This is a genomic window from Streptomyces sp. NPDC027672 (genome assembly GCF_055566335.1).
Genome location: NZ_JBVHSO010000005.1, coordinates 125,321 through 148,450 on the forward strand (window position 1 = coordinate 125,321; position 23,130 = coordinate 148,450).

General features: G+C 71.4%; 23 protein-coding genes. 14 read left to right on the forward strand and 9 right to left on the reverse strand.

The features are described 5' to 3' along the window. Positions 1-258 precede the first annotated feature (258 nt). Entirely contained in the window at positions 259-825 is a 567-nt protein-coding gene (locus tag ACZ4SV_RS14405) for a TetR/AcrR family transcriptional regulator (RefSeq protein ID WP_397935811.1), read from the reverse strand. A gap of 60 nt (positions 826-885) precedes the next feature. On the opposite strand from ACZ4SV_RS14405, the gene ACZ4SV_RS14410 reads away from it, so the two are divergent. The 5 genes from ACZ4SV_RS14410 to ACZ4SV_RS14430 all read left to right on the forward strand — a co-directional run bounded on the left by ACZ4SV_RS14410 (position 886) and on the right by ACZ4SV_RS14430 (position 6,395). Continuing rightward, positions 886-1,694 (forward strand): IS5 family transposase gene (locus ACZ4SV_RS14410; protein ID WP_468004318.1). Its coding sequence is split into 2 segments (ribosomal slippage): positions 886-1,233 and positions 1,236-1,694, totalling 807 coding nucleotides; the frame shifts between segments, so codons are not numbered across the junction. Positions 1,695-1,791: 97 nt separating this feature from the next. After that, a complete protein-coding gene (locus ACZ4SV_RS14415; protein ID WP_468004320.1) occupies positions 1,792-2,700 on the forward strand; it encodes an NmrA family NAD(P)-binding protein in 909 nt (302 codons plus the stop codon). 543 nt (positions 2,701-3,243) lie between these two features. Beyond that, positions 3,244-4,089 carry a 2OG-Fe(II)-dependent halogenase WelO5 family protein gene (locus ACZ4SV_RS14420; RefSeq protein ID WP_468004322.1) on the forward strand — a complete coding sequence of 282 codons (846 nt, stop codon included), beginning with the start codon at positions 3,244-3,246 and terminating at the stop codon, positions 4,087-4,089. 5 nt (positions 4,090-4,094) lie between these two features. Then, positions 4,095-4,802 carry a tRNA-dependent cyclodipeptide synthase gene (locus ACZ4SV_RS14425; RefSeq protein WP_468004324.1) on the forward strand — a complete coding sequence of 236 codons (708 nt, stop codon included), beginning with the start codon at positions 4,095-4,097 and terminating at the stop codon, positions 4,800-4,802. 81 nt (positions 4,803-4,883) lie between these two features. Continuing rightward, positions 4,884-6,395 carry an MFS transporter gene (locus ACZ4SV_RS14430; RefSeq protein WP_468004326.1) on the forward strand — a complete coding sequence of 504 codons (1,512 nt, stop codon included), beginning with the start codon at positions 4,884-4,886 and terminating at the stop codon, positions 6,393-6,395. A gap of 124 nt (positions 6,396-6,519) precedes the next feature. On the opposite strand, the gene ACZ4SV_RS14435 is transcribed toward ACZ4SV_RS14430, so the two are convergent. Both ACZ4SV_RS14435 and ACZ4SV_RS14440 read right to left on the reverse strand, forming a co-directional pair. Continuing rightward, complete coding sequence (locus ACZ4SV_RS14435) at positions 6,520-7,413, reverse strand: NAD-dependent protein deacetylase (RefSeq protein WP_468004328.1); 894 nt, start codon at positions 7,411-7,413, stop codon at positions 6,520-6,522. Between the two features lie 80 nt (positions 7,414-7,493). Beyond that, positions 7,494-8,132, reverse strand: coding sequence for a DUF1963 domain-containing protein (locus tag ACZ4SV_RS14440; protein WP_468004330.1), 639 nt, complete (start codon positions 8,130-8,132; stop codon positions 7,494-7,496). A 264-nt stretch (positions 8,133-8,396) separates the two neighbouring features. Here ACZ4SV_RS14440 and ACZ4SV_RS14445 point away from each other — a divergent pair, with 264 nt between their 5' ends. Genes ACZ4SV_RS14445 through ACZ4SV_RS14455 form a run of 3 tightly spaced genes read left to right on the forward strand, consistent with a single transcriptional unit; the run spans position 8,397 to position 9,837 of the window. Then, positions 8,397-8,606 carry a hypothetical protein gene (locus tag ACZ4SV_RS14445; RefSeq protein WP_397935798.1) on the forward strand — a complete coding sequence of 70 codons (210 nt, stop codon included), beginning with the start codon at positions 8,397-8,399 and terminating at the stop codon, positions 8,604-8,606. Further along, entirely contained in the window at positions 8,603-9,343 is a 741-nt protein-coding gene (locus ACZ4SV_RS14450) for a restriction endonuclease (protein WP_468004333.1), read from the forward strand. The genes ACZ4SV_RS14445 and ACZ4SV_RS14450 overlap by 4 nt, the downstream gene beginning before the upstream one ends. A gap of 38 nt (positions 9,344-9,381) precedes the next feature. Continuing rightward, entirely contained in the window at positions 9,382-9,837 is a 456-nt protein-coding gene (locus tag ACZ4SV_RS14455; protein WP_468004335.1) for a hypothetical protein, read from the forward strand. Positions 9,838-9,878: 41 nt separating this feature from the next. Here ACZ4SV_RS14455 and ACZ4SV_RS14460 read toward each other — a convergent pair whose 3' ends face one another. The 3 genes from ACZ4SV_RS14460 to ACZ4SV_RS14470 form a co-directional block, all read right to left on the reverse strand. Next, the gene (locus ACZ4SV_RS14460; RefSeq protein ID WP_468004337.1) at positions 9,879-11,006 is read right to left on the reverse strand and encodes a DMT family transporter; all 1,128 of its coding nucleotides are present in this window, start codon (positions 11,004-11,006) and stop codon (positions 9,879-9,881) included. Continuing rightward, positions 11,003-11,605 carry a TetR/AcrR family transcriptional regulator gene (locus tag ACZ4SV_RS14465; RefSeq protein ID WP_468004339.1) on the reverse strand — a complete coding sequence of 201 codons (603 nt, stop codon included), beginning with the start codon at positions 11,603-11,605 and terminating at the stop codon, positions 11,003-11,005. The genes ACZ4SV_RS14460 and ACZ4SV_RS14465 overlap by 4 nt, the downstream gene beginning before the upstream one ends. Positions 11,606-11,726: 121 nt before the next feature. Next, positions 11,727-12,554, reverse strand: a complete 828-nt coding sequence (locus tag ACZ4SV_RS14470) for an alpha/beta fold hydrolase (RefSeq protein WP_468004341.1) — start codon at positions 12,552-12,554, stop codon at positions 11,727-11,729. A 329-nt stretch (positions 12,555-12,883) separates the two neighbouring features. Between ACZ4SV_RS14470 and ACZ4SV_RS14475 the strand changes: the two genes are divergently transcribed. The 4 genes from ACZ4SV_RS14475 (at position 12,884) to ACZ4SV_RS14490 (ending at position 16,596) form a co-directional block, all read left to right on the forward strand. Then, positions 12,884-13,531: a hypothetical protein gene (locus tag ACZ4SV_RS14475; RefSeq protein ID WP_468004343.1), complete on the forward strand. Its 648-nt coding sequence runs from the start codon at positions 12,884-12,886 to the stop codon at positions 13,529-13,531. Positions 13,532-13,709: 178 nt separating this feature from the next. After that, entirely contained in the window at positions 13,710-15,086 is a 1,377-nt protein-coding gene (locus ACZ4SV_RS14480) for an MFS transporter (protein WP_468004345.1), read from the forward strand. Between the two features lie 33 nt (positions 15,087-15,119). Further along, a complete protein-coding gene (locus ACZ4SV_RS14485; RefSeq protein WP_468004347.1) occupies positions 15,120-16,130 on the forward strand; it encodes an aldo/keto reductase in 1,011 nt (336 codons plus the stop codon). A 46-nt stretch (positions 16,131-16,176) separates the two neighbouring features. Further along, a complete protein-coding gene (locus tag ACZ4SV_RS14490; protein WP_468004349.1) occupies positions 16,177-16,596 on the forward strand; it encodes an SRPBCC family protein in 420 nt (139 codons plus the stop codon). 19 nt (positions 16,597-16,615) lie between these two features. Here the strand turns inward: ACZ4SV_RS14490 and ACZ4SV_RS14495 are convergent, their stop codons facing one another. Continuing rightward, entirely contained in the window at positions 16,616-16,984 is a 369-nt protein-coding gene (locus tag ACZ4SV_RS14495) for a hypothetical protein (RefSeq protein ID WP_468004788.1), read from the reverse strand. A gap of 547 nt (positions 16,985-17,531) precedes the next feature. On the opposite strand from ACZ4SV_RS14495, the gene ACZ4SV_RS14500 reads away from it, so the two are divergent. Continuing rightward, positions 17,532-17,876, forward strand: coding sequence for a helix-turn-helix domain-containing protein (locus ACZ4SV_RS14500; protein ID WP_468004351.1), 345 nt, complete (start codon positions 17,532-17,534; stop codon positions 17,874-17,876). 94 nt (positions 17,877-17,970) lie between these two features. Here the strand turns inward: ACZ4SV_RS14500 and ACZ4SV_RS14505 are convergent, their stop codons facing one another. Together ACZ4SV_RS14505 and ACZ4SV_RS14510 are read right to left on the reverse strand one after the other, a co-directional pair. Next, positions 17,971-18,840, reverse strand: a complete 870-nt coding sequence (locus tag ACZ4SV_RS14505; RefSeq protein ID WP_365883554.1) for a class II glutamine amidotransferase — start codon at positions 18,838-18,840, stop codon at positions 17,971-17,973. Between the two features lie 83 nt (positions 18,841-18,923). Continuing rightward, positions 18,924-20,348: a glutamate decarboxylase gene (locus tag ACZ4SV_RS14510; RefSeq protein ID WP_468004354.1), complete on the reverse strand. Its 1,425-nt coding sequence runs from the start codon at positions 20,346-20,348 to the stop codon at positions 18,924-18,926. A 269-nt stretch (positions 20,349-20,617) separates the two neighbouring features. Between ACZ4SV_RS14510 and ACZ4SV_RS14515 the strand changes: the two genes are divergently transcribed. Beyond that, positions 20,618-22,996, forward strand: a complete 2,379-nt coding sequence (locus ACZ4SV_RS14515; RefSeq protein ID WP_468004355.1) for a glycosyl hydrolase family 18 protein — start codon at positions 20,618-20,620, stop codon at positions 22,994-22,996. The last annotated feature ends 134 nt before the right edge of the window (positions 22,997-23,130 follow it).

Genomic DNA, 23,130 nt, shown 5'->3' on the forward strand with positions numbered 1-23,130 from the left:
GGTGCTAGGTGGGCTGGGGGCTGGTGGAGTAAGCGGGCGACCGCGGTGCCAGTGAACACTCGTATTCACCTTCCGCCGGTTTCCCGAGGAATGCCTTCGCCGGTGTAAGCCCGCGCGATAGCCAGCGGCATATGCGCAGGGAACTCCCTCAGAAGTGCCGTTGCCTGATCGTGCGAGGTGCGCGCTTGAATAGCGTCATCTTCCGCTCCAGCGGCGCAGAATCTCACCATCGCCGGGACTTATACCGTGTGGGCCCGGTCAGCCGGTGGGTGCCGGGTCCAGTCCCTGGATGGTGAGTTCGAGCAGGTGGCTGGCGTAGGCCAGGGGAGTGTCCTGGTGTTCCGTGGCCAGGGCGATGCCGGCGGTCAGGGTGACCAGGTCGCGGAAAGTGAAATCGCTCCGGACGGTCCCGTCGTCGATGGCGCGCCGCAGCAGCGGGGTGCCTGCGGCTTCCAGGATGCCCTGGCAGGTGTCGGGGGCGGCGTCCTGGACCGGTGGCTCATAGGTGAGGGCGTCGGCGAGTCCGCGCGCGGACACGGCGTAGGCGAGGAGGTCGTGCATCCAGGCCAGCAGTGCCGCGTGGCTGTCCTCGGCGGCGCTGCCGGCGCGCGCCTGTTCGGCGAGTGTCTGGACGCGCTCGTGGAAGACGGCTTCGAGCAGGGCCTGGCGGGTGGGGAAGTGCCGCCGCACGGTGGCCGAGCCGACACCCGCGACCCGGGCGATCTGTTCGACGGAGGCGTCGGCTCCGCAGGCGGCCACTTCCGCTTCGGCGGCTTCGAGGATACGGGCGTAGTTGCGGCGTGCGTCAGCGCGCTGACCGGGCATGACTCCCCTTTGCTTGCTAAGACGCCGTTTCTGATGGTGTGATCACTCGTTGAGCCGTGCATGACGGATCTGGTGGAACGGTTGGTGCCGGGCGAGTTGTGGACGCTGTTTCGGCGGGTGGTCCCGCCGACGGATGTCAGACGCCCACAGGGTGGCGGTCGCCGACGGGCAGGGGACCGTGAATGCCTGGCGGCGATCATCTTCGTCGCCACCTCGGGCTGCACCTGGCGGCAGCTGCCGCCGGTGTTCGGGCCGGCCTGGCCCACGGTCTACCGGCGCTTTGCCCAGTGGAGCCGGGACCGGGTGTGGGCCCGGCTGCACCGCGTCATCCTCGACGAACTCGGCGCCCGGGGTGAGCTGGACTGGTCGCGGTGCGCGATCGACTCCGTCAGCGTCCGGGCGGCAAAAGGGGGCCACTGACGGGACCGAATCCGACCGATCGCGGCAAGCCGGGATCGAAAATCCACCTCATCACCGACCGCAACGGCGTGCCGCTGTCGCTGGGTGTCTCCGGCGCCAACATGCACGACAGCCTCGGCCTGGAACCACTCGTGCGCGGGATCCCGCCCATCCGCTCCCGCCGCGGACCCCGCCGCCGGCGTCCGGCCAAGCTCCATGCCGACAAGGGCTACGACTACGACCACCTGCGGAAATGGCTTCGCGAGCGTCGCATCCGCCACCGCATCGCCCGCAAGGGCATCGAGTCCTCCGCGCGGCTCGGCCGGCACCGCTGGGTCGTCGAGAGAACGGTCTCCTGGCTGGCCGGATGCCGAAGGCTGCACCGCCGGTACGAGCGAAAGGCCGAGCACTTCCTGGCCTTCGTCGGCATCGCCGCAGCCCGCATCAGCTACCGCCGACTCGCCAACTGAAACGATGTCTAAGTGGTGGGCCCCGCCATATCGTAGCGGCAGGATAAACGGCGACCCCCGCCGTTTATTCCGTCGAGACGTCCGAGGAGACCCGGCCATGCCTGAAACCCCTGCTCCTGTTCTGGTGACCGGTGGCACGGGCCGCCAGGGCGGCGCGACCGCCCGTGCGCTGCTCGCCGCGCAGGCCCCCGTCCGGGCCCTGGTACGTAACCCGCACTCGGAGGAAGCCAGGGCCATCCAGGCCCTGGGCGCCGAACTGGTCACCGGCGACCTGACCGACCCCGCCTCCTTGGACCGCGCCGTCCAGGGAGTCCGCGCCGTCTTCTCGGTGCAGATGCCGCCGTTCACGGGCGACGGCTTCGACTTCGCCGGGGAACTCGCCCAGGCCGCCAACCTGATCGACGCGGCCCGGCGGGCGGGCGTGCACCAGTTCGTGCAGTCCTCCACCAGCGGGGTCGGCACACACACGCAGGCACCCGGCTGGGCAGAAGGCCGCTGGGCCTTCATGCAGCCCTACTTCGAGACCAAGCAGGCGATCCTGGACGCCGTACGCCGCGCTGACTTTCCTCGCTGGACGGTGATCAAGCCCGCGTTCTTCATGGAGAACGTCCCCGCACTCGTGCCCCACGGACCCGAAGGCGGCCTGGCCACCATCGTGCAGCCCGGCACGCAGCTCGCTCTGGTCGCGTGCGAGGACATCGGCGCGGCAGCCGCCCGCGCCGTCGCCGACCCCGACCGCTTCCATGAGGTCGAGCTGGAACTGGCCGGCGACCGCCTCACCATGCAGCAGATCGCGCAGGTCCTCTCCGAGGTGTGGAGGGTGCGGGTGACCGCCCCGTCGATGAACCTCGAGGAAGCCCTCGCGGCGGGCATGCCGGGCTGGGGTGCCGGACACGACTGGAACAACCTCGTCGCCCCGTCGGCCCACCCCGAATACGCCCGGACACTGGGCATCCCGCTGACCACGTTCGCCGACTGGGCGGACACGCATCTCACGGCGGCGTAGGCGCTGTTGCGGCCGAGGGGGTGTTGCGGCCGAGGAGGTGAGGAGGCGCCGGCACGTCGAGGCCGCCCGCATTCCGGGCGCGGGGCTCTGGCGGCCGGTAGGTGTGCTGAACCTGTGGCCAGGGGCAGTAAAGCGAGCCGCTGTGGACGGGGCAGGCAACCTGTTAATTATCGTCCAGCGGGGCGTAATTCGGCCACGATCCGTTCCGGGTTGTCTGCTCACATTCTGCGCAAGCCGGAGTGAATCGGTGAAGCCTTTTCATCCGGTGATGGCGCATCTTTACGAGAAACCCTAGTCGGTAAACCGGGCGCCCGGAACGGTTGGCGCGCATACTGGCGGATCCCTGCCGGCCTTTGCCGCATGAACGTGCCGCCGAGGCGTCATTGTTTCCTGTGTGTAAAATGATTGCTCTGCACATCTCTTTCCTCTGGTATATGCCAACGGCATTAAAAGGTCATGAGTAAGGATCGTTTCCGAGCCAGCCGCTGATAGTTTCCGATCGCATCTAACATCGCTTGACTGTCTCGTTGCCAAGTGATTGCAATGGGTATCCGTCAGGCCGTTCCGCTGCGGCGAAATCATCTGGAAACTGCAAAGGGTGCTCCCGTGTCAGACATCAGGGAAATCACTGCCCGCGTCTTCTCGCATGCCGACATCCAATCCGTCATCGACGGGACATGCCTAGCCGTCCACATCCCGCAATTCATTCCCGGTCTTGTCTTGGAGACCGTCCGGGAGAAGTTGGTGGAACATCCCGACCGGGGTGGGCTCAGTCAGGCGTCGGAGTTCCAGCGCATAGGTTTCGCGTTCTCCGAGATAAGCGACGAAGCGTCCCGTGACCGGTACTACGCGGAAGCTCGGGACAACATCCAGCGCATGCGCGATCTGTTCGCCCCGTACGCCTGCCCCAGCGACGTCCTGCGGCTGCTGCTGGAGGAGGCGTGGGGCGCCGGCGCCCATCTGCTCCAGCTCGACGGACGCAAGGCGTTCATCGGCATCTGCCGCTACCAGGACAAGGACGTCGACCTCAACCCGCACACCGACGCCCTGGAGCGGAACCTGCCCGCCGAGTCCGGTCACTCGCTCAAGGCGCAGTTGTCGGCGAACATCTACATCGACATCCCCGAGAGCGGTGGCGAACTGGAGCTGTGGGGCGTCGAGCCCACCGAGGACGAGTACGCCCGCCTGCGCGGCGAGCGTACCTGGGGCATCGACCGGGACAAGGTCGGGCCACCCCGCACCGTGATCAAACCGGCTCCCGGCGACCTCCTGCTGCTCAACCCGCGGCAGATCCACGCGGTGCGCCCGTCCGGCGACCGCCCGCGGATCACCCTGGGCCACTTCATCGGCTTCCACGGCGAAGACCGTCCGCTCCAGCTATGGAGCTGACACCGATGACCGAGTACACCGTGGACGGACGTACGAAGGCCAGTTTCGGGCAGGCCGGCAAAGAGATCGACCTGGCCGGCCGCCGGACCATCCTGCTGATCAGCGTGGGCCAGCGCTACCACGAGGGCGACAAACTCCGCGCCACCGTGGAACTGCTCAACCGCAGCGGATTCCGTCACGTCACCATCGCGGTGGCGGACACGCTGCAGCGCACCAACTATCTGGAACTGGATCCCGGGGCGGCGCGTCGTCGTGCCCTGCGTGAAGGCGACGAATGGCTGGAGCGGAACGGGAAGGTTCTCGGCCGGCTGAGTGTGCCGAATGACGTGCTCCGCTGGGACGAGGCATTGCAGGATCCCGATTATCCCCGTTTCCTCCAGCAGGTGAAAAACGCCTACCGGGATGATTCTCACTACCGCGCCGCGGTGGACGCAACGATCCGGAGATTCATCGAGCGCATGGTGGCCAGGGATCCGGACGTCGACACCGACGAGGCGTTCAAAGCCTGCCTGGCCTATCTCGTCGAGGAATGCCCCATCATCCAGCCGATGTGGGCCTACCAGGGATACGACCATGTCGTATACCCGCAGCCGATGACGGAGGCCATGGCCGAAACCCATCGGCTGTTCGTCGCCCGGGACTACCCGGGTAAGGGAGGGTGGCTCTCCCTGAAGTTCAAGAAACGGGCGGCGGCCTCTCCGGCGGCTGCCTGACTGTACACAATCAATCCGGCGTAGAGGACGCACTCTGTGACTCCAGCAACAACTGACCGTAAATGGTGGGCTTTCGCCGGTGTGGGTCTGATCAGTTTCCTCGGCTGTATCGACCTGACCATCGTGAACACCGCGGCACCGCGCATCCAGGCCGACCTGGGGGCCTCGGTGGCGGAACTGCAGCTCATCGTGAACATGTTCATCGTCGCCCTGTCGATGTTCATGGTGGCCATGGGGCGGTTGGCCGACGCGCACGGCCGCCGTCGCGTCCTCTACGCCGGTACCGTCGTCTTCGGCCTGGCCTCGCTCGGTGCCGGACTCGCTCCCGACATCGGCTGGCTGATCGTCTTCCGGTTCCTCCAGGGAGCGGCGTGCGCGATCCTGTACACGTCCACCGGTGCCATCGTGCAGAACGCCTTCCCGGCCGGGCAGCGCGGCCGGGCCATGGGCGCCCTGTACGGCGTCAACGGCTTCGGCCTCGCCATCGGCCCGCTGCTCGGCGGTGTCCTGGTGTCGGCGGAGGGCTGGCGCTGGATCTTCTGGCTCAACGTGCCGCTCGTGGCGATCGCCCTCGCCGTGTGCTCCTTCAGCGTCCGCGAGTCACGCGACGAGACGGCGACCGGCCGACTGGACTGGCCCGGTCTTGCCCTGTCCGGCCTGGGTATCCCGGCCGCTGTCCTCGCCCTCACCCTCGGCGGCACCTGGGGCTGGACCAGCCCGGCGACGCTCGGCCTCGCCGTCTTCGCCGTCGTCGCTCTCGTCGCCTTCGCCCTCGTCGAGCGCCGCAGCAGCGCCCCGCTGCTCCACCTCGGCCTGTTCCGCAAGCCGGCCTTCGTCGCGGCACTCTCCTCCGACTTCGCGCTGGCCTGTTTCTACACCACCGTGCTCTTCCTCGTCCCGCTGTACCTGAGCACGGTGCGCGGCCTGGACGGCTACGCCACCGGCGCCCTGCTGCTGCCCTGTACGGCGGTGATGGCTGTCCTGTCCCCGTTCATCGGCCGTCTGATCGACCGGTTCGGACCACGGCCACTGCTGGCGGTCGGCTTCGTCGCCTTCGCCGTCTCCGCCCTGCTCCAGACCCAGTTGACCGCCGGCACCTCCCTGACGCGGCTGGCGGTCGCACTCGTGGCGATGGGCATCGGCTGGGGCTGCGTCCTCAGCCCGGCGACGGTCTCCGCGCTGTCGGCCGTACCGGAAAGGCAAGCGGGGCTGGCCGTCGGCTCCTCGTGGACCTTCCACAACCTCGGTGGCGCGGTGGGCCTGGCCGTCTCCGTGGTCCTCTTCCGCTCCTTCGCCTCCGACCGGCTGACGACGGAGCTGGCGCGGCACCATCAAGAGGGCGGCTCCTGGACCGAATCCGTGGTCACCAACCCGGAGCACGCCACCCGGGTGCTGGCCCGGGAGACCTCCCTCGCCCCCGCTGACGTCGACCGGGTCTTCGGCGCGGTCTTCAGCCATGGCATGCAAGCCGCCATGTGGCTGCTGACCGGCGTTTCCTTCGCCGCCCTCGCCGTCATCGCGCTGCTGTCCCGCACCGCGGCCGGCCGGCCGGCGGACGAGCCGGAGAGCGTGCCGGCGGGACAGTCCGCGTAGGCGGCACGTAGGCGGAACGGAGACGCTCCCCGGGCACGCGGTGCTCCCGGGGAGCGTCGCGGCATGTCACCCGAGTGCCCCGGCAGCGAACGTCTCGGCCGGGCCCCGGTCGCTGCCGTAACTCTCAGGCGTCCTCGGCGACGTGGAGACTTAGCCGGGCGGCCACGGTGGTCAGGGACGGCCCCAGGGGGAGCGCGACGCGGGTGACGGCGTGCCGGTCACCGCGCGTCGGGTCCCGGTTGACGATCAGGACCGGTTTGCCGGCCCGGGCCGCCTCGCGGACGAAGCGGAGCCCGGACATCACGGTCAGCGAGGAGCCCAGGACCAGGAGCGAGGCAGCCTCCCGGACCAGTGCGCGGCAGTGCTCGACTCGTAGCAACGGTACGTTCTCGCCGAAGAACACCACGTCCGGCTTGAGGATGCCGCCGCAGCGCGCGCAGGGCACCACGCGGAAGTCCCCGACCTGTGCGTCGGTGAGATCGGCGTCGCCGTCCGGGTTGATGCCGGCGGCCACCGGCTCGAAGCCCGGGTTGGCTTCCTCCAGCCGCCGGGCCAGTTCCGCGCGCGGGCTGCGGTCGCCGCAGGACAGGCAGACCACCCGGTCCAGGCCCCCGTGGAGTTCCACGACGTCCTGGCTGCCGGCGGCCTGGTGCAGCCCGTCGACGTTCTGGGTGATCACACCGGAGAGCAGGCCGTGCCGCCCGAACGCGGCCACGGCCCGGTGCCCTGCGTTGGGCCTGGCACGACCGAACGTGCGCCAGCCGAGATGGCTGCGCGCCCAGTACCGGCGCCGGGCCCGGGCATCGGCGGCGAACTCCTGGTAGGTCATCGGGGTGTGCCGGCTCAGGCTCCCGCCCTCGCCCCGGTAGTCGGGGATGCCCGACTCGGTGGAGATGCCCGCGCCGCTGAGCACCAGCACACCGCCGGTGCCCAGCGCCTCGACGACCGGCCCCAGGTCCGTGGTGCCCGGCGGCAGGTCCTCGGCGGGGGTCCAGCTCAGAGTGGGGCGTATCCGCATGCAGCCAGGGTACGGAACAGCCGCCATCCCTCCTCGCCGGGCAGGACGTGCTCCCTGGGCGCGGCACATCGGCGGGTTGCTCAGCACTGCCACAGGAACTTCGCGTGGCCGCACGGTGCGCAGGCGAACGCGTAGGCGCTGCCGCTGCCGCCGAAGTTCATGGCGGTGCCGTGGTCCGGCCCTTCTTCGAGCTGGACGATCAGGGGCATGGGAGCGGCGCACGAGGCGCAGGACGGGGTCTCGTCGCCCTGTAGCCAGGCGGGGCGGCCGCCCAACTGGCCGAGCACGGATGTCGTGGGCCGGCCGTGTGCCGCCGCCCACTCCTCGCGGGCCCGGCCGTAGTCCGGCGCGTCCACCCGCACCAGGCCGACCGCGCGGACGGAACCGAGCAGCAGTGCCTCGTCGGCACCGTCCGCGGGCCGGGGCAGCGGCTGGAGGGCGTCCGCCGGGAAGAGCAGGGCCTGGTTCCCGCCGGAGTCCGGCTCCCAGTCGTCGCACATGCCCGGATCGTTCTGGCACGCGAACAAGGCGAGCACCGCGTGGTCTGTCGTCCCGTACCCGAGGTCGGCCAGGACCACCTGGGCGAGGAACTGCATCGGACCGTCGCACGAGGTGCAGCGGGGCCACGGAGTGCCGGCCGGTGCCAGGGGCACTCCGCCGGTCCGGGTCACCCGGGCGGCCGGCGCGACCGGACCCGCCTCGATCATGAGAGTCGTCATGGCGTGGACTCTAGGACGGCCCGCTGACATCACCCGGAAGCCCGGAAGCCCGGAAGCCCGGAAGCCCGGAAGCCCGGAAGCCCGGAAAGCCCGAACCCGGTCCTCGGTGGCCCACCGCACGGTATCCGGCCAGACCCGACGGTTTCATGCCATTCGTCGGCAATCCTCCTCCCGCGTCACCGGCGCCCGGCTACACAAGAAGATCCGGGGCGGCGCACCGCCGTACCGGGGGTGGATGACGGGTCGTGGGGGAGGTCCGGACGGTTGCTGACCATCAATGTGGCGGTGCTGCTCGCGGTCATCGTGTTCTTCCGGCTGCGGCGGCGAACGCAGTCCCGTAGTCGCAGCGACGAGAAGACGACCGTCCTCATCGTCCTGGCACTGGGCATCCTGATCGCACCCACTCCGCTCGGGCAGGGCATCCAGAACATCCTGCGCCAGCTCGCGGCCGGCGTCACCCAGGCCGGCCGATGAGCCCCCGCACCCGCCCCCACACCCGCAGGCGCCGGCCGGCGACCCGGCGCGCGCCGGTGCGGCGCGGCACCCGCGGGCCGGGCCGGCGACGGCAGCGCGCGGACGACCGGCTGATCGGCCGTCTCGTGGCCGGGGTCCTGGCCGTCGCCCTGCTGGTGGCCGTCGTCGACTGGCTCCTGGACCACTGGTGGGTCCTGGTCGTCATCGGCGTGATCGGAGGGCTCGCCGGCGGCGGCCTGCTGTACCGGAGACGGCAACAAACCCGGTGGGAGGCGGTCCGCGCACAGGGCCTGCGCTACGGTCTGTCCCACCTGGACGCCCTGCACCACTCCCGGTTCGAGGAGGCGGTGCGGGACCTGATGCGCCGTGACGGCTGCCCGGACGCGGTCCGCGTCGGGGGCGGCGGAGACCTGGGCGCCGACGTGAAGGCCACCGACCCCTACGGGCGGCGCTGGGTGATCCAGTGCAAACACCGGCGCAACGGCCTCGCCGGCTCCGCGGTGGGCACGCCGGACCTCCAGATACTCAACGGCACCGCCCGCCAGGTCCACGGCGCCGACGTCGCGGTCATCGTGACCAGCGGACGGGTGACCGCACCCGCCGTGGCCTTCGCCAGGCAGCAGCGCCTCCACGTGGTGGACCGCCACACCCTCGGCGTATGGGCGTCCGGCGCACGGCCCTTGTGGGAGCTGCTGCGCGCCGTACCGCCGCCGCGCAGACCGACCGCGCTCTCCTGAGACACCGCAGCCGGATCGGCTCGGGCATGATCGAGAGCATGAGACACGCACACCTGCCGACCACCGAGGCCGCGGTCGCCGCGATACGCGGTGTCGCGGCGGACTTCCGGCTGTCGATGTCGGTCACCGACGACATCGGGGCGGACCGGACGTCGCGTCGTACGTCGGCCGCGCCCTTCGCGGTGTTCGATCCCGACGGCTCGCTGCCGCACGAGGCGTTCGTGGAGCTGGCGGGACCGCCGTCGGTGAGCGTCCGGCTCTTCCCCGAGGACGACGCGAAGATCACCGTCGACGGTGTGGAGTTCCACGACGTGCCCCGCGACTCCGTCCCCGCGTTCCTCCGGTCCGTCTACCGCGGACTCGCCTTCACCAAGGGCCGGCTGTTCCCGTTCGGCCAGTGGCTCGTCGTACCGCTGCCCGCGGACGAGACGTACAGGGAACTGATCCCGGGCTTGGCTCTGACGCCCTGGCTGGCCGGGCGCGTCCGCGACTAGGACGTCCGCGACTAGGACGTCCGCGGCTCGGACATTCGCGGCTACGACGCCGCGGCCGGTGGCGGCCCCGGCGCGCGGTCGACGGCGGGTGCTGTGTCGTGAGGCACCGGGACGGACGGTCCGGGGGGCGCGGAAGACGGTCTACGACTGTCACCGGCTGTCCGGCCGTCGGCGGAGCCCGGAGCCGCCGCGCCGGACGCTTCGCGCGGGCCCGGCGTGCCCGCCTCGGGCCGGCGGCGGCGCCGGGGCGCCGGGGCGGTCAGGACCGCCAGACAGGCGATGACGAGCACGATGCCGGTCCAGCCCGTGACGGGCAGGCGTTCGCCGACGATCAGGACGGCGAGGACGGCCGCGACGGCGGGTTCGAGCAGGGACAGGGTGGTGGCCGTGCTGGCGTGGACGTGGGCGAGTCCCCAGCCGAACAGGACGTAGCCGCCGAACATGGGGACCAGCGCCATGTAGGCGCCGACGGCCGCGTTCGACCAGGAGTCGAGGAACGGGGCGCCGGTGGCCAGCAGGACGGGCAGCAGGAGCAGTCCGCCGAGCCCGAAGACGGCGCCCATCGCCGTACGGGAGGGGAGCTGCCGGGTGATGAGCCGGTGAGCCGCCCAGGAGTAGAGGGCGTACGTGACGGCGGCGACCAGGCCGAGGCCGACGCCGGCCAGCGTGGCGGCCACCGAGGACTGCCCGGTGCCATGGGGGGTGCGGGCGGAGCGGGCGGCTTCGGCGGCGCACAGCAGGACGGTGCCCAGCAGGCCGAGCGAGGCCGCGAGTGTCCAGCGGCGGGTGAGCCGGCGGCCGTCCACGACGCGTTCGATCAGGGCCGAGGCGAGCGGGGCGGTGCCGATCGAGACCACGGTGCCCACGGCGACCCCGGCCAGGCGCATGGAGCTGTAGAAGGCCAGGGGATAGACCGCCACGGAGACCGCGCCGAGCAGGACCGTGCCGCGCCGGTCGCGCAGGCGGGCGGTGTCGCGCGCGATCCGCGGGGCGGCGAGGAGGGCCTGGAGGAGACCGCCCAGGCCCATGGCGGCGGCGCCGATCGCCAACGGGCCCACCCCGGGGGCGAACGTGGCGGCGGTGCCGGTCGTGCCCCACAGCACCGAGGCGGCCAGTACGCACAGCGCGCCGGTCGGCGCGGACCGGTCGTGTCCGCCGCGCCGCCTCACAGCCGGTCCAGCAGGCCGGCCGCCAGGCGGCGGGCGTGCCGGAGGCGGTCGCCGTCGCCTTCCAGGCCGGCCCGGGCCATCGCGCCCTCCAGGAGGAAGGCGAGGTGCTCGGCCAGAGCGCGCGCCTCGCCGGCACGGCCGGGCAGCAGTTCCTCCAGGTGGCCCGCGATCAGCCGCTCGACCTCCTCCTTGTGGGCGCGCACCACGGCGCGGCCCTCGTCGCCGACGGGGAGTTCCGCGGCGGCGTTGAGCAGGCCGCAGCCGCGGAAACCGTGCTCGTAGGCGAACGCCGCGTGGTCGGCGTAGGCGTCGAACACCGCCAGCACACCGTCGCGCGGGCCCTCGGCGTGCTCCAGCCGCTTCCGGTAGAGGCCGAGCCACTCCTCGTGGCGGGCGTCGAGGTAGGCCCGGACCAGCTCCGCCTTGGAGGCGAAGTTGTTGTAGAGGCTCATCTTCGCCACGCCGGCCTCGGCGGTGATCGTGTCGATGCCCGTGGCGGCCACGCCGTCGGCGTAGAAGCGGCGGGCCGCCGCCTCCAGCAGCCGAGCCCTGGCCGGACGCCGCCTCGGACCGCCGGACCTCACCCTGGTCTCGCTCATCGCCATCCAAACTAGGTAGGTAGGTCTACCTAGAATAGGCGCGTCACGGCTCCCGCGGAAGGGGGTCGTGTGACCTCGACGCCCAGCGGAGCGACCTCGGGGCCGGCCCGGCGGAGGCAGGTCAGCGTGCGAGGAAGTCGAGGAGATCCCGGTTGAACCGCTCCTTGTCGCCGGGCACCAACGCGATGCCGTGGGAGCCGCCCTCGTACACCTTGAGTTCGGCGTCGGGAATGATCCGGGCGGACTTGCGGCCGGTGGCGTCGATGGGCACGACCTGGTCGTCGTCGCCGTGCACCACCAGGGTGGGGATGTCGAACTTCTTCAGGTCGTCGGTGAAGTCCGTGTAGCCGAAGGCGTCCACGCAGCGCACGCCGCCCTCGATGGTCTGCGCCATGCCCATGTACCAGAAGGCGTCCTTGTTGCCCTGCGTCACCTTGTTCCCGGGCCGGTTCGCGGAGAAGAAGCCCTCCGCGGCGTCCTTCCAGAACTGCGAGCGCTCGGTGAGGATGCCGTCCTTGATCGAGGCGAACACCTCGTCCGGCACACCCTCGGGATTGCTCTCCGACTTCGCCATGATCGGCGGGACCGCGGACAGCAGCACCGCCGAGCGCAGCCGCCCGGTGCCGTGCCGGCCGACGTAACGGGCGAGTTCGCCGCCGCCCATGGAGTGCGCGACCAGCGTGACGTCCCGCAGGTCCAGGTGGGTCAGCAGGTCGTTCAGGTCGTCGGCGAAGGTGTCGAAGTCGTAGCCGTCCCAGACGGGCGTGGAGCGTCCGTGGCCGCGGCGGTCGTGCGCGATGCCGCGGAACCCGGCGTCCGCGACCGCCTTGAGCTGGTCCTGCCAGGCGTCGCCGTTGAGCGGCCACCCGTGGATGAACACCACGGGCCTGCCCCGGCCCCAGTCCTGGTAGAAGATCTCCACACCGTCTCGCGTCGTGCAGACCGGCATATCGTCAGTCCCTTCGGTGGGGAACGCGTGGCGGACCGGGCTCGATCCCGGACCGCGTGAGCGCGGCGGATCGCACTCCTCCGCCAATATGTCCCGTGCCGGTGGCCGCTGCCACCGGGGGAGTGGACGGCGGTCTTGGCGGAGCCCCTGTCCGTGGCGGCTCGCCCGATGCGCCGCCGGCTGCCCGCTGCCCGCCGGACGCGGTACGAGCGTCAACCCGCCGTGCCAACGTCAACATGCCCATTACCACCGTGCGCGCGTCCCGTGGCTGACAGCATGACGGGAGCACGCGGTCCCATGTCGTCCACGTCCGTCCGGGAGGGACATCAGTGAGAGTCCGCTGGAAGAGCGCGCTGGCCTTGACGGCCGCGTCCGCACTCGCCGCCGGGTGCGGTGCGGGCTCGTCGGGGACGTCCGGTGACCCGGCCGGAGGCTCCGGTCCGCGGCGGCCGGACGCGCACCGTCCGGTCACCACGCTGACGAGCCCGGACGGGTTCCGCTTCCGGGTGGCCGGCGCGGGTGCGCACGCCACCCCCACGGAGCCGGACGGGAAGACGGCGCCGCCCGGACAGACCTTCCTGTACGCCGAGATCGACGTCACCAACTTGCAGAAGGACCGCGGCGGTTCGCTGGCCGAGCTGCTGTCCCGGCTGGTGGTCGGGGTGCCCGACGCCGCGGTTCCCGCCGGCCAGGACGGCAAGCCCGCCTATCTGTGCGACATGGCGGACGACGGCCTGTGCAGCCGCTACGCCATGTGGAAGCACGTCGACGCCTCGGGGGAGACGGAGGACATCTACGGCTGGGACCCCGACACCGTCACCGTTCCGCGCGGCGCGACCTGGGTCCTGCGCGGCTACTTCGGGGAACCCTCGCCGGTCGACGAGACGCTCGGCGCCGGCCAGGTCCGGCTGCTGTCCACACCGAACGGCCAGTCGATGCGGAAGAGCGACCCCCGCACGGTGATCCCCCTGGGCTGAACGCCACGCCGTCACCTCGTCACCTCGTCGCGCCGTCGGTCAGCCGCGCGTCGACGCGGCACCGCGGCACACCTCCTGGCCGTACCGCGGTGTACGAGGACGCCGACTGGATAACCGGGCGTTTCCCACTGGCACGAGGCGAGGGAGTGACCGCGTGAGCGGACGGGGTACGTCAGCCGTGTCGCGTACGGCCTGGCAGGTCGGTGGTGTCGGGGTGGCGGCCCAGGCGGTGGCCTACGGCTTCGCCCGGTACGGATACGGGCTGTTCCTCCCGGACCTGCGCGACCGTTTCGGACTCTCGACCTCGGTCCTGGGTCTGGTCAACAGCGTGTCCAACGCCGGGTATCTGGTGGCGCTGCTGCTGGTGGGGACGCTCGTCTCACGGCTCGGTCCGCGTCCCATGGTGGTCGCGGCCGGGGTGACGGCGGGGATCGGCATGGTGACGGTGGCGCTGGCCGGGAGCACCTGGGTCCTCGTCGTGGGGTTCGTGGTGGCGGGGATGGCCTCCGGCTTCTCCTGGGCGCCGTTCTCCGACACCGCCGACCGCCTCCTGCCGGACCGCACCCGCGAACGGGTCATGGCCCTGATCCCGAGCGGCACCGCCTTCGGCGTCACCGTGGCCGGACCGCTGGCCATGGTCACCCGGGGGGCGAACTGGCGGTACGCCTGGCTCGGGTTCGCCCTCGTCGCCTTCGCGATGGCCTGGTACGCGGCGCGGGTGCTGCCCGCCGGGCGCCACGAGGGGAAGGCGGACCAGGGCGGGCAAACCGTCACGGCGCGCTGGTTCCTGCGCCCGGCGGCCGCCCCGCTGTACCTCACCGCGTTCGTCTACGGCGTCATCGGCGCCTTCTACTGGACCTTCGCCCTGGAGGCCGTCTCGGACGCGGCAGGGAAGAACTCCCCGGTGGCGCCGCTCTTCTGGACGCTCATGGGGCTGGCCGGGATCGGCAGTGTGCTCGCCGGCGCCTTCTTCCTGCGCCTCGGACTGCGGCTCGGCCAGGCGGTGCTGTTCCTGGCGCTGTCCGCCGCGATCGCGCTGCTGGGACTGGCCCCCGGCGCCCTCGCCGCGGTCGTCGCGTCGGCCGTCCTGTACGGCCCGGCCTTCATGGCCGCGTCGTCGCTGCTCGCGCTGTGGAGCTACCGCGTCTTCCCCGGGCAGCCGTCGACCGGTTTCAGCGCCACCGTCCTGGCTCTCGGCCTCGGGACGCTGACGGGCCCGGTCTCCCTGGGAGCGGTGGCGGGCCGCTACGGCGTGCGCACCGCGTTCCTCGTGACGGCGGCCGTGGCCCTGGTGACCCTGGCTCTCCGGCCCCCCCGCGCGACGGCCGGAGGACGAGACCGCGCGGCGACCCGAGGACGACACCGCGCGGCGGGAGGACACGCGCGCCACATCCCCGGGAGACCCGTCCGGGGACCGGGCAGACGGCGGGCCCACGGCGTGCCGGTGACCGGCAGGACGGGACGCTCGGTGTCCGGAGCGGTAGGCGCGGGCAGGCGGCCGGTGCCGGGCTCGTTTGCATTACCCCGCGTCTGCAACTATTGTCTGAGCTTATAAACAGCGCCTGCAATTAGATGGAGAGGCACCCGCATGTCCCTCAAGGAAATCCTTCCCGGCCGGCTCGGATTCGGCACCGCCCCGCTCGGCAACATGTTCCGCGCGATACCCGAGGAGGACGCCCTCGCCACCGTGGAAGCGGCCTGGGACCAGGGCATCCGCTACTACGACACGGCCCCTTTCTACGGAGCCGGCCTCGCCGAGGAGCGCCTGGGGAAGGTGCTGTCGGCCAAGCCCCGCGACTCCTACGTGCTGTCCAGCAAGGTCGGCCGCGTCATCCTCGACGAGCCGGAGACCGATGTCCCCGACTTCGGCGAGAAGGGCGGGCTGTTCGAACACGGCAACCCCCACAAGGTGCTCCACCAGTGGACCGCCGAGGCCACCGAGCGCTCGATCGAGGGCAGCCTCAAGCGCCTGGGCGTCGACCGCCTCGACATCGTCTGGGTCCACGACATCGCCCAGGACTTCCACGGCGACCTGTGGCTGGCCAAGTTCGAGGAGGCCCGCACCGGCGCCTTCCGCGTCCTGTCGCGTCTGCGCGAGGAGGGTGTCATCAAGGCCTGGGGCCTCGGTGTCAACCGCACCGAGCCCATCGAGCTGACGCTCGCCCTGGACGAGCCCCGGCCCGACGGTTTCCTCCTCGCCGGCCGCTACACCCTGCTCGACCACGAGCACGCCCTGGGGCGCCTGCTGCCCATGGCCCAGGAGCGGAACGCCGAGATGATCGTCGGCGGGCCCTACAGCTCCGGCATCCTCGCCGGCGGCACCCACTTCGAGTACCAGCAGGCCCCGCCGGAGATCATCGAGCGCGTCGGCGCGCTGAAGGCGCTCGCCGGCAAGCACGGCGTCGGCATCAAGGCCGCCGCCCTTCAGTTCTCCCTCGCCCACCCGGCCGCCGCCGCCGTCGTTCCCGGCGCCACGCGTCCCAGCCGTATCGCCGAGGACACCGCCGCCCTGAACGAGGACATCCCCGCCGCCTTCTGGACGGAACTCCGCGAGAGCGGCCTCGTCAGCCCGGCGGCCCCGCTCCCCGACGGCGCCTGACCCCGGCCACCTCCCAGACCACTCGAACCAGAACAGGAGAACGACCATGGCATCGACCTCGGTCAGCCGCGTCCTGCCCGCCTCGCCGGAGCGGGTCTGGAACCTCATCGGCGGGTTCGGCTCCCTGCCCGACTGGCTCCCCTCCATCCCCGGGAGCACCGCGCTCGAAGGCGGCCGGGTCCGCCGGCTGACGAATGCGGACGGCGGGGTCGTCGTCGAACGTCTCGTGGACTTCAACGAGGCCGAGCGTCACTACAGTTACACCATCCTCGAAGCCCCGTTCCCCGTCACGGGCTACCTCGCCACCCTCCGGGTCCACGCGATCCCCGGCCGGGAGGACGCCGCCGAGGTGCAGTGGTCCGGCCGCTTCACCTCCGACGGCGTCGGCGAGGAGGAACTCGTCGAGCTGTTCACCGGGATCTACCGCGAGGGCCTCGACGCCCTGCACGCGAAGCTGTCCGCCTGACACCACCCGCGCCCGGGGATCAGGCGGTGACCGGCCCCGGCTCCGTGCCGACACCCGATGCCGTGGTCTCTTCGGTGCCCGGCCCGTCGAGGAAGCGGAGCAATACCGTGGCTTCCGCGCGGAGCCGGGCGGCCCGGGCGGCGTGCGCGGGAGCGGTCAACTGTGCCGCGGCGCGCAGCCGTTCGGTGGCCTCGGTCCGTACGAGATCGACCACGGCGCGTTCGCTCAGCTCGCGCCGCGCCGCCTCGGTGACGCCGACACCGGCCGGTGACTGCTCCAGGGCCGGGCCGCGCGGCGCGGCTTCGTCCACGGGCACCGCCTCGGCGTTGTCCAGCGCGGCGAGCGTGGTGCGCAGGGCGCTCACCGCGGCCTGGTCGCGGGCGCGCAGCGCTTCCGGCAGTGCTCGGCGCATGCGGAGGCGTAGGGACATGCGGACGACCTTATGGCGGCGCCTCGAGAGCCACAACGCGTTTCCGTGGCCATGGCCTGGACTCCGGAGGAAAACTATCGCCGTCACAGTAGACATTGCTTCATGAGAGGGCTACTGTTTCTCGTGTACTCAGGAAGTCGATGAGAACACGGCACGGACGCCGTGCCAGCAGGACCAGGAGGAAGCGGTCCGGCACGACCGGGCCGCGAGCAGTACTGAGCAGTACCCGCGTTGTCCAGCAGTACCACCCTGTAACCGAAGGTAAGGAGCCGAACGCCATCAGGATCGCCCGGGCGAGGAAGACGTCCGCCCGGGTACCGCAGGCCCCGGATGGGAAGGTGGTCCACGGTCGAGCATCCGCGATCCCCGCAGCCCCGCCCTTCGCGGCGGCGCAGCGGAACGAAGAGGGCCGGCACTGTGTGCCGGTAGATGATGGTGAAAGCTCGGGGCCCGGGTGCCGCACGGCACCCGGGCCCCCCGACGCGTCCCCAGGAAGAAGAGGTCTATGCCCCCTGCCGCTTCCCGTCCCGTCGACAATCTCGACGACGACGACTACCCCGCCTACACCATGGGCCGCGCCGCCGAGATGCTCGGCACCACCCCGGCCTTCCTCCGCGCCCTCGGCGACCACCGTCTGATCACCCCCTTGCGCTCCGAAGGCGGTCACCGCCGCTTCTCCCGCTATCAGCTGCGCGTCGCCGCCCGCGCCCGCGAACTCGTCGACGAGGGCACTCCCATCGAGGCCGCCTGCCGCATCGTCATCCTGGAAGACCAGTTGGAAGAAGCCCGGCGCATCAACGAGGAACTGCGTGCCCGGCGCGGCGAGTACCCGACGACGAGCAGCGTCTGAGCACCACGCCGGATGACGGACGGACATCCGCCGCGGCCCGCGCGAGGCCGGCGACAGCGCGGTGGGGCCGGGGAGCCGGCCGGGCGGGGCCGGGTCACGCCGTCTTCTGCGAGGCGGCGGCGTCGGGGCGCAGATCCGCCAAGGTGAGCTGGTGCGCCGGGGGCTCGGTCAGGACCACCCGGCGGGCCGTGCCGAGGTCCGGCCCGACGTGGAGCAGTTCGCCCGGCTCCATCAGGCGCCAGTCGGGGTGGTCGTCCATGCGCTCGCTGGCGACCACCACGGCCGGGAGTCCGGCCAGTTCCGTGGAGTGGACGCGCATGCGCCCGTGACCGCCGCTGTGGTCCAGGTGGCGCACCCCGTGCTGTCCGCCCGCCGGGCGCTTGAGGACGTACAGCTCGTGCGTGTCGGGATAGCGCAGGGCCCACAGCCGGTCGGGGGTGACGAGGACGAGGTTGAGGGCGTAGACGGGCAGATGCCGGGCGACCCACCGGGCGGCGTCCCGGATGCCGGCGCCGACGTCGCCGCCGTTCTCGCGCGTCTCCCGGGTGATCAGGGCGAAGAGACGCTCGGAGTCGGTGTCGCCCCCGACCAGTGACCGGTCCTCGCCCAAGTGGTCGTCGAGCAGGTCGAGCCCCTCGATGACGCCGTTGTGCGCGAACAGCCGTCCGTCCTGTTCGAAGGGGTGGGTGTTGCGGGCGTCCAGGCCGCCGGTGGAGGCGTAGCGCACATGGGCGACGAAAGTGGCCGACTCCACCAGGCGGGCCTCCTCGGCGAAGGCGCGGTCCTGGTACGCGGCGATCGGCGCCTTGTCCACCCGTGGGGCGCCGTCCGCCGTGAAATAGCCCAGACCCGTGCCGTCGGGATCGTGACGGCTCTGCCGGCTGAGGCTGTCGGGGGCGTCCAGCAGCCAGAACGTCGCGCGGGTGCGCCGCGGCGCACTGCTGAGACCGAACAGGCGGCACATGCTTCTTCTCCTTGGTCGCCGGACAGCCGGCCGGTCGTGTACCCGTGCGGTGCGCGCCGGGCGGGTGTCCGGTGGGGGCGGGGTCAGTGGCGGCCCGGGCGCCGGGGGTTCTTGGTCTCCGCGCCATGGGCGAAACCGCCCGCGTCGTCGGCGTCGCGGTGCGGCTCGCGCTGCTTCCCCAGCCGGGGCAGGACGCGGCGCAGGTCCTCCAGGAGCAGGTCGGCGAGGTCGTGACTGAAGCCGTTGCGGACCACGACGCGCAGGACGGCCAGGTCGGTGCGGTTCTTGGGGAAGGTGTACGCGGGCACCAGCCAGCCGCGCTCGCGCAGGGCGGCGGAGACGTCGAAGACGCTGAAGGCGTCGATTCCGTCGCGCATCCGGAAGGCGAAGACGGGGATCTCGCTGCCGTCCGTGACCAGCTCGAACGGGCCCAGCCCGGCGATCTCGGCGGCCAGGCGGGTGGCGACGTCACGGCAGGTCTGCTGGACCCGCCGGTAGCCGTCGAAGCCGAGGCGCAGGAAGTTGTAGTACTGGGCGACGACCTGGGCGCCGGGCCGGGAGAAGTTCAGCGCGAAGGTCGGCATGTCGCCGCCGAGGTAGTTCACGTGGAAGACGAGGTCGTCGGGGAGGGCGTCCTTGTCGCGCCACAGCGCCCAGCCGATGCCGGGCATGACCAGGCCGTACTTGTGGCCGGAGGTGTTGATGGAGGCGACCCGGGGCAGCCGGAAGTCCCAGACGAGGTCCGGGTCGAGGAAGGGCGCGATCATGGCCCCGGAGGCGCCGTCCACGTGGATCGGGACGTCGAGGCCGGTACGGGCCTGGAGGTCGTCCAGGGCGGCGGCGATGCCGGCGACGGGCTCGTAGCTGCCGTCGAACGTGGAGCCGAGCACGGCGACGACCCCGATGGTGTTCTCGTCGCACAGCTCGACCGCCTCGTCCGGCGTGAGGTGGTAGCGGTCGCCCTCCATCGGGACGTAGCGCGGTTCCACCTCGAAGTAGTCGGTGAACTTCTCCCAGCAGATCTGCACATTGATGCCCATCACGAGGTTGGGCCGGTCGGCGGGCTTGCCCTCGGCCCGCCGCCGGTGCTGCCAGCGCCGCTTGAGCGCCAGCCCGCCGAGCATCGCCGCCTCGCTCGATCCGGTGGTCGAGCAGCCCATCGTGTGGCGCGGGTCGGCGGCGTGCCAGAGCCGGGCGAGCATGTGGACGCACCGGTTCTCGAGCTCCGCGGTCTGCGGATACTCGTCCTTGTCGATCATGTTCTTGTCGGCGCACTCGGCCATCAGCCGCTGCGCCTGGGGCTCGGCCCAGGTGGAGACGAACGTCGCCAGGTTCTGCCGGGCGTTGCCGTCGAGCATCAGCTCGTCGTGGACCACCTGGTAGGCGGTGTCCGGTTCCATCTCTCCGTCCGGCATCGCGTACCGGGGCACCGTGACGGGCTCCCGGCTGAAGATGGGGTTGACCTGGAGGTCCCTGCTCTTGCCGCGGTCGTCACGCTTCGCCGTCATACGTGCTCGGTCCTCTCTGCCCAGGCCGGAGTGGCGTTGTCCGGGGTTCCCCGCCGCCACGCCCGCCAACCCGGCCGGACGGAACCGCACGCTCCCGGGTGAGCCGCCGGCGACCCGCGCGGACCCACGTCTCCCCGCCGGACTCGTCCCCTGCTTCCCAGCCCGTTGACGCATTGGTCCAGACCTTCTACGTTGTGAGCGCTCGGTCAGGCAACGCGCACGCACGGTTCACCTCACCCCTGTACCACCCCACGACAACAGGGAGAACCATGTTCCACCGGCGCAGACCACCGCTCACCCCGTCCCGCAGACACCCGCGCGGGACACTCCCCAGCCCCGGCACCGGCGCCGTACCAGGCGTCCGGCGTCGTGATGCCCGGTCGCGGCGGTGGATCGCCGCCCTGGGCGCCGCGCTGCTCCTGCCGCTCGGACTGCTCACCGCGCTCGCCGCGCCCGCCCACGCGGCCGGGACGCTGACGGCGGCGTTCACCACCCAGGACAACGGCTCGTGGTGGAAGGGCACGTACGTCGTCCGCAACAGCGGCCCGGCCGCCGTCAGCGGCTGGAGCCTGGAGTTCGACCTGCCGGCCGGGGTCTCCGTGACCGGCCACTACAACGGCGACGCGACCGTCTCCGGACGGCACGTGACCGTGAAGAACGCCTTCTACAACGCCGGTGTCCCGGCCGGCGGCAGCACCGAACCGTACAGCTACTGGTTCATCGCCAACGGGCCGATCGCCGCCCCGACCGGCTGCACCGTCAACGGCGACAAGTGCGACGGCACCCCCGACGTGCCGCCGACCGCGCCCGGCACGCCGAAGGCGACCGCGGTCACGGCGCACTCGGTCGCGCTGGGCTGGACCGCCGCACAGGGCGGCGACCACGCCGTGGCCTCGTACGAGGTGCTCAGCGGCTCGGACACCGTGGCCACCGCGACCGGCACCTCGGCCACCGTCACCGGCCTGAGCCCGGCGACGGGTTACACGTTCACCGTGCGCGCCAAGGACACCCGCGGGAACGTGGGACCGGCGAGCGCCCCGCTCACCGTCAAGACCGTCGACCCGGCGACCGACCCGACCCCGCCGACCGCGCCCGGCACCCTGCGCACCACCGGCAAGACGGCCTCCAGCATCGCCCTGGCCTGGGACAAGTCCACGGACAACGTGGGCGTCGCCGCCTACGACGTGTACCGCGGCGGCACCCTGGTGAAGTCCGTCGGCGCGGACACCACGACGGCCACCGTCGACGGGCTCTCACCCGCCACCGCCTACACCTTCACCGTCAAGGCCCGCGACACCGCCGACAACAGCTCACCGGCCTCCAACGCGGTCACCGCCACCACCGACGACGTGGCCGGGGCGGGCAGGCAGCTCAAGGTGGGCTACTTCGCGCAGTGGGGCATCTACGGCCGCCAGTACTTCGTGAAGAACCTCGACACCTCGGGCGCCGCGGCCAAGCTGGACGTGGTCAACTACGCCTTCGAGAACCTCGATCCGGCCAACCTCACCTGCCAGGCGGGGGTCACCAAGGGCGTCTCCGCCAACCCGCAGGACCCCGACGAGGGCACCGGCGCGGGCGACGCGGACGCCGACTACGCGCGTCCCATGTCGGCCGCGCAGTCGGTGGACGGCGTCGCCGACGACGGCTGGGGCAAACTCCGGGGCAACCTCAACCAGTTGAAGAAGCTCAAGGCCAAGTACCCGAAGCTGAAGGCCGTGGTGTCGCTCGGCGGCTGGACGTACTCGAAGTTCTTCTCGGACGCCGCCGCCACACAGGCCTCCCGGGAGAAGTTCGTCAAGTCCTGCGTCGACGTGTGGATCAAGGGCGATCTGCCCGTCTACAACGGCGCGGGCGGCCCGGGCACGGCCGCCGGGATCTTCGACGGCATCGACATCGACTGGGAGTGGCCCGGCTCCGAAGGACACCCGGGCAACCACTACGGCACCCAGGACAAGGCCAACCTGACCGCGCTGCTCGCCGAGTTCCGCAAGCAGCTCGACGCGCTCGGCGGCGAACACCGGCTGCTGACCGCGTTCACCCCGGCCGACCCGGCGAAGATCTCCGCCGGCTGGGACCTGGGCCGCATCTTCGACTCGCTCGACTACGCCAACGTGCAGGGGTACGACTTCCACGGCGCCGGCAGCGACAACTCCTGGGAGCCCAAGCGCGCCGGCCACGGCTCCAACCTGTACGCCGACGCGCAGGACCCGTACCCCTTCCACTTCAGCATCGAGAACGCGATCAAGGTCTATCTCGACGCCGGGGTCAACCCCCGCAAGCTGACGGTGGGTTTCCCGTTCTACGGGCGCGGCTGGCAGGGCGTGACCGACGGCGGGGTCGCCGGTGAGTGGCAGGACGCCAACGGCGCGGCGCCCGGCCAGTTCGACACCGAGGCCGGGGTGCGCGGCTACCAGAACCTGATCACCAGCTTCCCGTCCCTGACCGTCCGGCACGACGAGCAGTCCGTGTCGACGTACGGCTACACCGGTCCGGGCGGCCAGTGGTGGACGTTCGACGACGCCTGGTCGATCGGGAAGAAGACGGCCTGGATCAAGTCCAAGGGACTGCTGGGCGGCTTCGTCTGGGAGATGTCCGGCGACACGCCGAACGGTCAGCTGATGACCGCGCTGAACGACGGACTGAAGTAACCGGACCACCGGCGCCCCGCGCCGCGTACGGCCCCCGGGCGGGCGGACGGCGCACCGCCCGCCCGGGGCACCTCACCGGCGGACCGGACCCGGCCGGGGCGCAACCATGGAGCCGGTGTCCGTACGGCAGTCGG